At 72.3% G+C, this 12,307-nt stretch carries 11 protein-coding genes; 7 read left to right on the plus strand and 4 right to left on the minus strand.

What is annotated here, in order from left to right:
* Nucleotides 1-74: 74 nt before the first annotated feature.
* Nucleotides 75-674 (plus strand): TetR/AcrR family transcriptional regulator, encoded by a 600-nt coding sequence (locus ACWCXX_RS12915; RefSeq protein WP_451126383.1) that lies wholly within the window; start codon nucleotides 75-77, stop codon nucleotides 672-674.
* Nucleotides 675-833: 159 nt separating this feature from the next.
* On the opposite strand, the gene ACWCXX_RS12920 is transcribed toward ACWCXX_RS12915, so the two are convergent.
* The gene (locus tag ACWCXX_RS12920) at nucleotides 834-1,814 is read right to left on the minus strand and encodes a DeoR/GlpR family DNA-binding transcription regulator (RefSeq protein WP_451126384.1); all 981 of its coding nucleotides are present in this window, start codon (nucleotides 1,812-1,814) and stop codon (nucleotides 834-836) included.
* Between the two features lie 186 nt (nucleotides 1,815-2,000).
* On the minus strand, nucleotides 2,001-3,440 hold the full coding sequence (locus ACWCXX_RS12925) for an NAD(P)H-quinone dehydrogenase (protein ID WP_451126385.1): 1,440 nt from the start codon (nucleotides 3,438-3,440) through the stop codon (nucleotides 2,001-2,003).
* 324 nt (nucleotides 3,441-3,764) lie between these two features.
* Between ACWCXX_RS12925 and ACWCXX_RS12930 the strand changes: the two genes are divergently transcribed.
* The 3 genes from ACWCXX_RS12930 (at nucleotide 3,765) to ACWCXX_RS12940 (ending at nucleotide 6,832) form a co-directional block, all read left to right on the plus strand.
* Nucleotides 3,765-4,202 carry a gamma-glutamylcyclotransferase gene (locus tag ACWCXX_RS12930; RefSeq protein ID WP_451126386.1) on the plus strand — a complete coding sequence of 146 codons (438 nt, stop codon included), beginning with the start codon at nucleotides 3,765-3,767 and terminating at the stop codon, nucleotides 4,200-4,202.
* A gap of 101 nt (nucleotides 4,203-4,303) precedes the next feature.
* The gene (locus tag ACWCXX_RS12935) at nucleotides 4,304-5,128 is read left to right on the plus strand and encodes a purine-nucleoside phosphorylase (protein ID WP_451126387.1); all 825 of its coding nucleotides are present in this window, start codon (nucleotides 4,304-4,306) and stop codon (nucleotides 5,126-5,128) included.
* Nucleotides 5,129-5,191: 63 nt separating this feature from the next.
* Nucleotides 5,192-6,832, plus strand: coding sequence for a phospho-sugar mutase (locus tag ACWCXX_RS12940; RefSeq protein ID WP_451126388.1), 1,641 nt, complete (start codon nucleotides 5,192-5,194; stop codon nucleotides 6,830-6,832).
* A gap of 106 nt (nucleotides 6,833-6,938) precedes the next feature.
* Here the strand turns inward: ACWCXX_RS12940 and ACWCXX_RS12945 are convergent, their stop codons facing one another.
* Nucleotides 6,939-8,384 (minus strand): NCS2 family permease, encoded by a 1,446-nt coding sequence (locus tag ACWCXX_RS12945; protein WP_451126389.1) that lies wholly within the window; start codon nucleotides 8,382-8,384, stop codon nucleotides 6,939-6,941.
* 285 nt (nucleotides 8,385-8,669) lie between these two features.
* On the opposite strand from ACWCXX_RS12945, the gene ACWCXX_RS12950 reads away from it, so the two are divergent.
* From ACWCXX_RS12950 to ACWCXX_RS12960, 3 genes are all read left to right on the plus strand, one after another.
* Nucleotides 8,670-9,347, plus strand: coding sequence for a helix-turn-helix domain-containing protein (locus ACWCXX_RS12950; protein ID WP_451126390.1), 678 nt, complete (start codon nucleotides 8,670-8,672; stop codon nucleotides 9,345-9,347).
* A 213-nt stretch (nucleotides 9,348-9,560) separates the two neighbouring features.
* Nucleotides 9,561-10,337: a TetR/AcrR family transcriptional regulator gene (locus ACWCXX_RS12955; protein WP_451126391.1), complete on the plus strand. Its 777-nt coding sequence runs from the start codon at nucleotides 9,561-9,563 to the stop codon at nucleotides 10,335-10,337.
* Between the two features lie 71 nt (nucleotides 10,338-10,408).
* Nucleotides 10,409-11,359, plus strand: a complete 951-nt coding sequence (locus tag ACWCXX_RS12960) for a DMT family transporter (RefSeq protein ID WP_451126463.1) — start codon at nucleotides 10,409-10,411, stop codon at nucleotides 11,357-11,359.
* Between the two features lie 129 nt (nucleotides 11,360-11,488).
* Here ACWCXX_RS12960 and ACWCXX_RS12965 read toward each other — a convergent pair whose 3' ends face one another.
* Nucleotides 11,489-12,172 (minus strand): PH domain-containing protein, encoded by a 684-nt coding sequence (locus ACWCXX_RS12965; RefSeq protein ID WP_451126392.1) that lies wholly within the window; start codon nucleotides 12,170-12,172, stop codon nucleotides 11,489-11,491.
* Nucleotides 12,173-12,307: the final 135 nt, after the last annotated feature.

Here is a 12,307-nt window from a genome sequence, read left to right on the forward strand (position 1 = left end):
TGCGCCTCGCGGCGGGGCCGCCGGGCGGGCGGTGGCATCCTGGACCCCGGGACGGAGATCGGGAGGACCGCGCAATGACGACCAGTACGGCACGGACGCCGGCCCGGCCCATGCGCGCCGACGCCCGCCGGAACTACGACCGGCTGCTGCGCGAGGCCCGTACCGCCTTCGCGGAGCACGGCACCGACGCGCCGCTGGAGGAGATCGCGCGGCGCGCGGGCGTGGGCATCGGCACCCTGTACCGGCACTTCCCGAACCGGCACGCGCTGATGAACGCGGTCTTCCAGGAGGCCCTGACGTCCCTGATCGCCCGTTCCCACGAGCTCGCCGAGACCGAACAGCCCTGCCGGGGGCTGGTGGAGTGGCTGCGCGCGATCATCACCCACGCGGGCGAGTACCGGGGAGTCGCCCAGGCGCTCATGTCGACGTCCCGGGACGAGACTTCGGCGCTGTCGCAGTGCAATGTGCCGCTGCGTGAGGCGGGCGCGACCCTGCTGGCTCGGGCGCGGGCGAGCGGGGCCGTGCGGCCGGACGTGTCGATCGACGACCTGATGCAGCTGACGAACGCGATCGCCCTGGCCGCCGAGCAGTCGCCGGACGACCCGGAGCTGGCGGACCGGCTGCTGACGCTGACCCTGCAAGGGCTGAAAGGGCCGAACGCGGAAGGGAGTTGACCCCACCAGCCCGGCGCCGCGACCACGGCACCACAACGCCACGGACACAGCACCACTGCCACGCCCCCACCGCCCTGCACACCGCTGTCCGCGGGCGGCGCCCTCCCCGATGGGCCGGTGAGCCGGGGGCCGACGGGCCAGTGGGCCGGGCCGGTCCGGCTACCGGCGTCGCAGATCCGCGACCCGCGCCCGGTCCCCCTGGCCCTGGTCCGTCAGCACCGCCGCGCTCCGCAGTTGCTGCGGGCCCGGCCCCGAGGTGGTGGTGCCGCCCCCGTGCGTACGGCGCTGACCGGGCAGCGGCATGTCCCGGCGGGACTGTCGGCCGTGCGGGAGGGGCTCGGCCGGGGCCGGGCCGTTTCCGGCACCGGCCACGGCGATCTGCACGCCCTGGTCCGCCAGTGCCTGCAGTTCGGCCGAGGCACGGTCGTCGTGGCCGGGGGGCTCGTCCGTCACGAGGCGGGTGATGAGGTCCGTCGGCACCGTCTGGAACATGGTGTCGGAGCCGAGCTTCGTGTGGTCCGCCAGGACCACCACCTCGGCGGCGGCCTGTACCAGGGCCCGGTCCACGCTCGCCGAGAGCATGTTGGACGTGGAAAGGCCGCGCTCCGCGGTGAGCCCGCTCCCCGAGAGGAACGCACGCGAGACCCGCAGCCCCTGGAGGGACTGCTCGGCTCCGCTGCCCACCAGGGCGTAGTTGGTACCGCGCAGCGTGCCGCCGGTCATCACCACCTCCACCCGGTTGGCATGGGCCAGCGCCTGGGCGACCAGCAGCGAGTTGGTGACGACGGTCAGCCCGGGGATCCGCGCGAGCCGGCGGGCCAGCTCCTGCGTGGTCGTACCGGCACCGACGACGATGGCCTCGCCCTCCTCCACGAGACCGGCGGCCAGGTCGGCGATGGCCGTCTTCTCGGCGGTGGCGAGATGGGATTTCTGCGGAAAGCCGGACTCCCGCGTGAAACCGCCCGGCAAGACCGCACCGCCGTGCCGGCGGTCGAGGAGTCCTTCTGCCTCCAGCGCCCGCACGTCCCGCCGTACGGTCACTTCGGAGGTCTGGACGACGCGGGCGAGCTCACGGAGCGATACCGCCCCGTTGGCACGCACCATTTCGAGGATCAATTGACGACGTTCTGCAGCGAACACGAAACTGACAGTAACGTGACCACCCGAGCGTTTTCAGCAGTTTGCACCGATTAACGGAAGTTGCGCATACGCGGGGTCGCCAAGTGGTATGGAAGGCCCGGTTGTTGACCCGTACTGATCGAACGGCGTCCCCCGGAGCACCCGAGTTACCGGGAGTTGCCGGGGAACGACCGGTCGGGAAGGCTCTTACGCCTCACCCGCGCGCTTACGGGTGTGCAGCTGCCTGGCCACTTCCGCGATCGAACCCGACAGCGACGGATAAACGGTGAAAGCGTTTGCAATCTGTTCTACCGTCAAATTGTTGTCGACCGCGATCGAGATGGGGTGGATCAGTTCACTCGCCCGAGGGGCGACGACACAGCCGCCGACCACGATGCCGGTGCCGGGGCGGCAGAAGATCTTGACGAAGCCGTCGCGGATGCCCTGCATCTTGGCGCGCGGGTTGCGCAGCAGCGGCAGCTTGACGACCCGGGCGTCGATCTTGCCGGCGTCGACGTCGGCCTGGGTGTAGCCGACGGTGGCGATCTCGGGGTCGGTGAAGACGTTCGAGGAGACCGTCTTCAGGTTCAGCGGGGCCACCGCGTCGCCGAGGAAGTGGTACATCGCGATCCGGCCCTGCATGGCGGCGACCGAGGCGAGGGCGAAGATCCCGGTGACGTCACCGGCCGCGTAGACGCCGGGCGCACTGGTGCGGGAAACCTTGTCGGTCCAGATGTGGCCGGAGTCCTTGAGCCGGACCCCGGCCTCCTCCAGGCCCATGCCCGCGCTGTTCGGGATCGCGCCGACCGCCATGAGGCAGTGCGAGCCGGAGATGACCCGGCCGTCGGCGAGGGTGACCTCGACCCGGTCGCCCACGCGCTTGGCGGCCTGGGCCCGGGAGCGGGCCATGACGTTCATGCCGCGGCGCCGGAAGACGTCCTCCAGCACGGCGGCGGCGTCCGGGTCCTCGCCGGGCAGCACGCGGTCGCGGGAGGAGACGAGCGTGACGCGCGAGCCGAGCGCCTGGTAGGCGCCCGCGAACTCGGCGCCCGTCACGCCGGAGCCGACCACGATGAGCTCCTCGGGCAGCTCGTCGAGGTCGTAGACCTGGGTCCAGTTCAGGATGCGCTCGCCGTCGGGGAGGGCGTCCGGGATCTCCCGGGGGTGGCCGCCGGTCGCGATCAGCACGGCGTCGGCGGTCAGCCGCTCCTCCGTGCCGTCCGCGGCGGTCACGACGACCGTGCGGGAGCCGTCGGCGGCCTGGAGGCCCTCCAGCCGTCCGCGCCCGCGCATCACCCGGGCGCCGGCCCGGGTGACCGAGGCGGTGATGTCGTGGGACTGGGCGAGCGCCAGGCGCTTCACACGTCGGTTGACCTTGCCCAGGTCGACGCCGACCACGCGGGCCGCCTGTTCGAGGGGCGGGGTGTCGTCCGCGACGATGATGCCCAGCTCCTCGTACGAGGAGTCGAAGGTGGTCATCACCTCCGCCGTCGCGATCAGGGTCTTCGAGGGCACGCAGTCGGTGAGCACGGACGCGCCGCCGAGGCCGTCGCAGTCGACGACGGTCACCTCCGCGCCGAGCTGGGCGCCCACCAATGCCGCCTCGTAGCCGCCGGGTCCGCCGCCGATGATCACGATCCGGGTCACGAAAAGTCCGCCTCGCGTATGTCATCCCGCGGCCGTCTGCTGCCCCGGCCGGGGGTCCGGGGGGTGGCCCCGGGGAATGCAGTACGTACTTCATTGTCCCGCACCCGCCAAGGTGCTTCGCCCCGGGGCCCTCCATACGTGCGCCGGGCGCGCGGCGGGGCCGGGGGCCGCCGGCGGGCGGGCCCGGCCGGGAGGGCGCGCCGGGCGTGCGCGGCGGGGGCGGCGTGCGCGGCGGGGCGGGGCGGCGGCAGGAAGCGAACTCCTCGGGGGATCTTCCGCCCCGGAATCGACGTTCCTCCCGTCACCTCCCGTACTCTCGATGCCATGTCGCTCTACGCCGCGTACGCCGGCAACCTCGACGCGCGGCTGATGACGCGCCGCGCACCGCATTCCCCGCTGCGCTGCACCGGCTGGCTCAACGGCTGGCGGCTGACCTTCGGCGGGGAGCAGATGGGCTGGGAGGGCGCGCTCGCCACGGTGGTGGAGGCCCCCCGCTCCCAGGTCTTCGTGGCGCTGTACGACCTGGCGGCGATGGACGAGGACTCCATGGACCGGTGGGAGGGCGTCGGCCTGGACATCTACCGCCGGATGCGGGTGCGGGTGCACACCCTGGACGGCGAGGAGCCGGCCTGGATGTACGTGCTGAACGGGTACGAGGGCGGGCTGCCGTCCGCCCGCTATCTCGGCGAGATCGCCGACGCCGCAGAGTCCGCGGGCGCGCCGCACGACTATGTGATGGAACTGCGCAAGCGCCCCTGCTGACCCCTCGACCAGCGTATTTGTGTGAAGGTACGAAGGAACGCGTGGGGGCTCCGCGCATGGGCATCTACGCGCGTAGGGAATCACCGGCTACCCTCATCCGCGTGAACGCATCAGTTATTCCGGACAACATCCAGGGCGAGCCGTACGCCGCCGCTGCCGACGCCGCCGCCCGCCTGCGCGAGCTGACCGGCGCCGAGACCCACGACGTCGCGCTCGTGATGGGTTCCGGCTGGGCGCCCGCGGGCGATGCGCTCGGCGTCCCGGAGGCCGAGTTCCCGGTGACCGAGCTGCCCGGTTTCCCGGCGCCCGCCGTGCAGGGGCACGGCGGCACGATCCGCTCGTACCGGATCGGCGAGAAGCGGGTGCTGGTCTTCCTCGGCCGTACGCACTTCTACGAGGGCCGCGGGGTCGCCGCCGTCGCGCACGGGGTCCGCACCGCCGTCGCCGCGGGGTGCCGGACCGTGGTCCTGACGAACGGCTGCGGCGGTCTGCGCGAGGGCATGCGTCCCGGTCAGCCGGTGCTGATCAGCGACCACATCAACCTGACCGCGTCCTCCCCGATCGTCGGCGCCAACTTCGTCGACCTGACCGACCTGTACTCGCCGCGGCTGCGCGCGCTGTGCAAGGAGGTCGACGCCACCCTCGAAGAGGGCGTGTACGTGCAGTTCCCCGGCCCGCACTACGAGACGCCCGCCGAGATCAACATGGTCCGGGTCATGGGCGGCGACCTGGTCGGCATGTCCACCGTGCTGGAGGCCATCGCGGCGCGCGAGGCCGGGGCCGAGGTGCTGGGCATCTCGCTGGTCACGAACCTGGCGGCGGGGCTGAGCGGCGAGCCGCTCAACCACGAGGAGGTGCTCCAGGCCGGGCGGGACTCGGCGACCCGGATGGGTTCGCTGCTGGCCCAGGTCCTCGAACGCATCTGACCCGGCCGCGGCCGGGTCGCGCACGCACCCACCCACGACGCACACCGCAGAAAGGCGGACACCGTGCAGCAGGACCTCATCGCGCAGGCCAGGACGTGGCTCGCGGAGGACCCCGACCCCGAGACCCGTGACGAGCTCGCCGCGCTCCTCGACGCCGAGGACCTCGACGAGCTCGCCGTACGGTTCGCCGGCACGCTGCAGTTCGGCACGGCCGGGCTGCGCGGCGAGCTGGGTGCCGGGCCGATGCGGATGAACCGTGCCGTCGTCATCCGCGCCGCGGCCGGCCTCGCCGCGTACCTGAAGGCGCAGGGGCAGGGCGGCGGGCTCGTCGTCATCGGCTACGACGCCCGCTACAAGTCCGCCGACTTCGCCCGTGACACCGCGGCCGTGATGACCGGCGCGGGCCTGCGCGCGGCGGTCCTGCCCCGCCCCCTGCCCACCCCCGTGCTCGCGTACGCCATACGGCACCTGGGTGCCGTGGCCGGTGTCGAGGTGACCGCCAGCCACAACCCGCCGCGCGACAACGGCTACAAGGTCTACCTCGGCGACGGTTCGCAGATCGTCCCCCCGGCGGACGGCGAGATCGCCGCCGAGATCGCCGCGGTGGGCCCGCTCGACGGCGTGCCCCGCCCCGACGGCGGCTGGGAGACCCTCGGCGAGGAGGTGCTGGACGCCTATCTGGCCCGTACGGACGCCGTGCTCGCCGCCGGCTCGCCGCGCACCGCCCGCGTCGTGTACACGGCGATGCACGGGGTCGGTACGTCCGTGCTGACGGCGGCCTTCGAGCGGGCGGGCTTCCCCGCCCCGGTGCTCGTCGCCGAGCAGGCCGAGCCCGACCCGGCGTTCCCCACCGTCGCGTTCCCCAACCCGGAGGAACCCGGCGCGATGGACCTCGCCTTCGCGACCGCCCGCCGCGAGAACCCCGACATCGTCATCGCCAACGACCCGGACGCCGATCGCTGCGCCGTCGCCGTCCCGGACCCCGCGGCCGACGGGGGCTGGCGGATGCTGCGCGGCGACGAGGTCGGCGCGCTGCTCGCCGCGCACCTGGTGGACCGCGGCGCGAGCGGGGTGTTCGCCGAGTCGATCGTGTCGTCCTCGCTGCTCGGCCGGATCGCCGAACGGGCGGGCCTGGGCCACGAGGAGACGCTGACCGGCTTCAAGTGGATCGCCCGCGTGACAGGGCTGCGGTACGGCTACGAGGAGGCGCTCGGCTACTGCGTCGACCCGGAGGGGGTGCGCGACAAGGACGGCATCACGGCCGCGCTCCTCGTCGCCGAACTGGCCTCGGGGCTCAAGGAGCGGGGCCGTACGCTCCTCGACCTGCTCGACGACCTCGCGGTCGCGCACGGGCTGCACGCCACCGACCAGCTGTCGGTCCGGGTGGAGGACCTGTCGGTCATCGCGGACGCCATGCGCAGGCTGCGCGAACGGCCGCCGGCCGTGCTCGCCGGGCTCCCCGTCGTCTCGGCCGAGGACCTCACGCGGGGCACCGCGCAGCTGCCGCCCACCGACGGGCTGCGCTACCGGCTGGAGGGCGCCCGGGTGATCGTCCGCCCGAGCGGCACCGAGCCGAAGCTCAAGTGCTACCTGGAGGTCGTGGTGCCGGTCGGTTCGGCGGACGAGCTGCCGGCGGCCCGGGAGAAGGGCGCGGAGCTCCTCGCCGGGATCAAGCGCGACCTGGCGGCCGCGGCCGGGATCTGAGACGAAGCCGAAGCGCCACCGGGGCGGCCCGACAGAAGTCGGGCCGCCCCGGTGGCGTATGTCCGTACAGGGGGCTCGCACGTGTCCGTACGGGTGCCCGTGCGGACTACTTGATGCCGAGCAGCTGCTCCAGCGGGTCGATGCCGAAGTAGACGAGGAAGAGCGCCGCGGTGCCCCAGAGCAGCCAGTGCACCTCGCGGGCCTTGCCCAGGCACGCCTTGATGACCACGTACGAGACGAAGCCCGCGCCGATGCCGTTGGTGATGGAGTAGGTGAGCGGCATGACGGCGATGGTCAGGAAGGCGGGGACGGCGAGCTCGTACCGGTCCCAGTCGATGTGCTTGACCTGGGTCATCATCAGGAACCCGACCGCGACGAGGGCGGGGGACGCGGCCTGGAGGGGAACGATCGTCAGGACCGGGGTGAAGAAGAGGGCCAGGGCGAACAGACCACCGGTGACGAGGTTGGCGAAACCGGTGCGCGCACCCTCGCCGACGCCCGCGGCGGACTCGATGTAGGTGGTGGCGGACGAGGCGGAGGCGGCACCGCCCGCGACGGCGGCGGCACCGTCGATGAGCAGGACCCGGCCCAGACCGGGGACCTGGCCGCGCTCGTCGAGCAGGCCGGCTTCGGCGGTGACGCCGACGATGGTGCCCATCGTGTCGAAGAAGTCGGACAGGATGAGGGTGAAGATCAGCAGGATGACGGTCAGCACGCTGATCTGGCTGAACGAGCCGAACAGGTCGAAGTTGCCCAGGAGCCCGAAGTCGGGGGCGGCGATGGGCTTGTCGGGCAGCGCGGGCTCGGTCAGACCCCAGGTCTTGACGTCGGCGACCGCGTCGATGATGACGGAGAGCACGGTCATCAGGACGATGCTGATGAGGATGGCGCCCTTCACCTTACGCGCCAGGAGAACGATCGTCACCAGCACGCCGAGGCAGAAGACCAGCATGGGCCAGCCGGTGAGGGTGCCCGTGCCGAGCTGAACGGGCACGGTGGTGTTCGCGGCGTCCGGGATGCGGGTGACGAACCCGGAGTCCACGAAGCCGATGAAGGCGATGAACAGGCCGATGCCGACGCTGATGGCCTGCTTGAGGGGCTGCGGAATGGCGTGCATGACGGCCTCGCGCAGACCGGTCATCACCAGGACGCAGATCAACAGACCTTCGAGCACGATGAGACCCATCGCGTCGTCCCAGCTCATCAGAGGAGCGATCTGGAACGCGACGACGGCATTCAGCCCCAGACCCGCGGCCAGGGCGAGCGGCAGATTACCGGCCACACCCATGATCACGGTCATCACTGCAGCAACTAGGGTTGTTGCGGTGGCCAGTTGGGCGGCATCCAGTTGCTCGCCGAACTTGTCCTCGGTGCTGCCGAGAATGATCGGGTTGAGCACGAGGATGTACGCCATGGTGAAGAATGTGGCGAGCCCGCCGCGTATTTCACGCCCGTACGTCGAACCGCGTTCACTTATGCGGAAGAACCGGTCGAGCGGGCCGCCCGATCCGGCTGACGGCTCGTGTACCGGAGCTGTCGCGCTGGTCTTCATGACTGCGTCTCCTGGACCTGCTGGGGGAGAGGGAAAAAGGGAAAAAAGGGCGGTGCCGCCGGGAGCGCGTAACAGTCGGCGATGCGAACACACATGCGGCGCCTTGCGAGCGGATCATACGCGGCAACTATTCGAGCTCAACCTGTTTGCAGCTTTCTCCAGTTGACTCGCCCACACGGCCCGTGCCAGTTCCTGCAAAAACAAGGGCGACCTGTCCCACAAAAATAGGAAGAGGGCGACAGCGCCCTCTGGAATTGACCAGGGGTAACTCTTTAGTCTCGGACCGTGCATCCACCACTCCCCTTCAACGCGCGCGCCGCCCGCATCCTGCGCGAGAAACTCGGGATGGCACCCGGTCACGTCGCTTACGGCATGCGCGCCTCGTACGGAATGACCCACATAACCCCCGACCACATCACCGCGTGGGAACGCGGCACCGCTCTCCCGACCGACGGCGAAGTCGCCGCCCTGGCCGCCGCTTTGTGGTGCACCCCCGGTGAACTCATGGGAACCCCCCACACCTTGCGCGAGCACCGGATGGCCCGCGGGCTCGCCGCCGAGGACGTCGCCCGCGCCACCGGCCTCCCCCTCGACGCCTACCGCCACATGGAAGAGACCGGTCTGTGGACCGGCGACAAGCGGCACTCCGCCGAACTCGGCGCCCTCTTCAACCTCCCGCCGCGGGACTTCATCGCCATCACCGGCCGCCAGGACGAGCTCGCCCAGCTCCTCACCGAGGCAGTCTCCACCCGCTGGCAGGCCCACATCCGCCCCATCGCCCGCCTCGTCTCCGCGGACCGCCGCAGCCTTCAGGACCCCCTGCGCACCATGCACCAGGAGTACCAGGGCCTCATGGCGGCCACTCTCAGCCGGGCCGGCGGCACCACCGCCTCCGGCGAGGACGGTCGGCGCTACATCGAGGGCATCGTCGACCGCTTCTGGTCCCTGGTACCGGAGCCCTAGACCGTGTCCGGCGGAGGTCGTCCGGCTGCCACGCACCGGGCGGCTTCCGCCGAACACGGTCCGGCACCTCCGGACCCTTCCACCTCCCTCCCCCAACCGCTCCCCCCACTCCCCTCTCCCTTCTCTCCCCCCTCCCCCGCTCTCACCGCTTCGGGAGCCGTCTGCCCACATGATTAGGTAGACTGGTCTACCCAATCACGGAGAGGGGCGGCCATGACCGATGCGAAGGCCACCGGAAAGCAGCCGGTGAAGCGGCGGCAGGGGCCCGCGCGCGGGCGGATCCTGGACGCCGCCGCGCGCCGGTTCTACGCCGACGGCGTGACGGCGACGGGGATCGACACGATCACCGCCGAGGCCGGTGTGGCGAAGATGAGCCTCTACAACAACTTCTCCTCCAAGGCCGACCTCGTCACCGCCTACCTCCGGGCCCGGCACGAGGAGTGGCTCGGCCTCTACCGGCGGCGGCTGGCCGACGCACGGGCCCCCCGGGAAGCCGTGCTGGCCGTCTTCGACGCCTACGCCGACCATGCCGACCTCGCCTACGAGCACGGTTTCCGCGGCTGCGGCCTGCTCAACGCCGCCGCCGAACTGCCCACCGGGCACGAGGGCCGGGCGGTGGTGCGTCAGCACAAGGAGGAGGTCGAGGGCCTGCTCGTCACCCATCTCCAGGAGCTGCTGTCCGACCGGACCGAAAAGGCCCTGACCGAAAAGGCCCGGGACGAGAAGGCCCGGGACGAGAAGGCCCGGGACGAGAAGGCCCGGGACGAGAAGGCCCGGGACGAGAAGGCCCGGGACGAGAAGGCCCGGGATGGGAACACTCAGCCCGAGAAGCGCGGCGCCGAGAGGACCCTCGACGAGAGGGCCCGGGGCGCGGCGGAGCACCTGGCGTTCCTGCTCGAAGGGGCCATCGTGCGGGCGGGCCTGGAGGGCGACGGGGCACGCATGCGGCGCGCACGCGCCATGGCCGCGTCCCTGGTGGACGAGCTGTGACGCGGCCGACCGGGCACGCCGCCGGGGCGGGTACCGGGACGAATACCGGGGCGGGCGCGGGGGTGCTCGCCGTGCTGTTCGCCTCGGTGCTCTGGGGCACCACCGGCACCGCCGCGACCTTCGCACCGCAGGTGGGGCCGCTGGCGATCGGCGCGGCGGCGATGGGGCTGGGCGGACTGCTCCAGGCCCTGCTGGCCGGGCCCCGCATCGTGCGGGACCGCGCGGCGCTGGCGGCGCGGTGGCGGACGGTGCTGCTCGGAGGGGCGGGCGTGGCCCTGTACCCGCTGGCGTTCTACACCTCGATGCGGCTGGCCGGGGTCGCGGTGGGAACGGTCGTCTCCATCGGCTCGGCCCCACTGGCGTCCGCCCTGCTGGAACGGGTCGCCGACCGGCGGAGCCTGTCCCGGCGCTGGACGGCCGGTGCCGCCCTGGGGCTGACCGGCACGGTGCTGCTGTGCGCGGCCGAGGCCGCGCAGGCCGGCGCGGGGACAGGCTCCGCCGGGCGGACCGTCGTCGGCGTGCTGCTCGGGCTGGTCGCGGGCGCAACGTACGCCGTGTACGCGTGGGCGGCGCACCGCCTCATCGCGCGCGGCATCGCCTCGCGCGCGGCCATGGGCGCGGTGTTCGGGCTGGGCGGGCTGATGCTCGCACCGGTCCTGCTGGTCACCGGTGCCCCGCTGCTCGCCTCCTGGACGAACGCGGGCGTCGGCCTCTACATGGCGCTGGTGCCGATGTTCACCGGGTACGTCCTGTTCGGCTTCGGTCTGTCCCGCGTCCCGGTCAGCACCGCGACGACCCTGTCCCTGCTGGAGCCGGCCGTGGCCGCCGTGCTCGCGGTCCTGGTCGTGGGCGAGCACCTGCCCGCGCTCGGCTGGGCCGGGATCGCGCTCGTCATCGCCTGTCTCGGCGTCCTGACCACCCCCTCCCGCCCCCGGCGCCGCCCGCCCGTGCGGCAGGGGGCCGATCCGCACCCCCTCGAACAGGCCCCGACCGTCACCGGCGGCACGGGCGTGAACGACTGAGCCCACCGGCCCGCCACCGGCCGATCACCGCCGAGCAGCCGGGCCGACAGAGGAAGCCAGGACATCCGGGGCAGCCGCCCCAGGTCCGGGAGTTGCCTCCGACCCGACCCGCCCCGCCCCGTCCCTGCCTCAGCCGGTCGCGAGCAGGATCGCCAGCAGTACGGCACCCACCACCGCCGGCACGATCACCTCGTACGCCCAGCGCACCGACACACCCGACTCCGCGTCCTCCGAGGAGGCCGAGGACGAGGCCGCGGCGGACGAAGCAGAGGGCTTCACGCCCGACTTCGCGCGTTCCGCCAGTTCTCGCAGGTCCGCCATGGTCTGGTCGGCCGTCGCCGTCCGGGCCTTGGTGTCGCGGACGTCGGCGGTCACGGACGTGCGGTCGTACGGGTCGTCCAGCGAGCGCCGGGACTGCTGCCGGGCCGCCTTCTTCCGCTGCCGCAGCGACACCGGCACCGCCCACAGCTGGTACTTGGCGCCGCCCTCGGTGAACAGCTCGCTCGAATACCCGGCCCGCAGGTCCGCGACCTCGGTCCACGGCATGGTGATCGTCCGGAACGGGTTGCGGATCCGGATGCGCCGCTCGTTGGCGGACACGACGGGTCGCAGCGTGAACGCAACGATCAGCGGCACCGCCGCCAGCGCCCCCGCCAGTGCCAGCCACGGCACCCGGCCGCTCCCCCGGAGCACGGCGTCCCCGCCGATCCAGCAGATGAGCAGGAGCAGCAGAACGCCCCCGGCCATCCCGGCGGGCGAGCGGAAGGTCCGGTCGGCGTAGACCGGCTCGGCGGGTGGCGTGGGGCTCGTCATGGGCCCGATTCTGCCTGACGGTCCCGAGCGATGCCGGGGCGGCCGTCCCGTACCGTCCGGGCCCCGCCCCGTACCGCACGACGCACCGCCCCGCGTTCCGCTCCGCCCACCGCGTTGACCCCCGAAGGACCTGGG

The sequence above is a fragment of the Streptomyces sp. NPDC001732 genome (genome assembly GCF_053596315.1).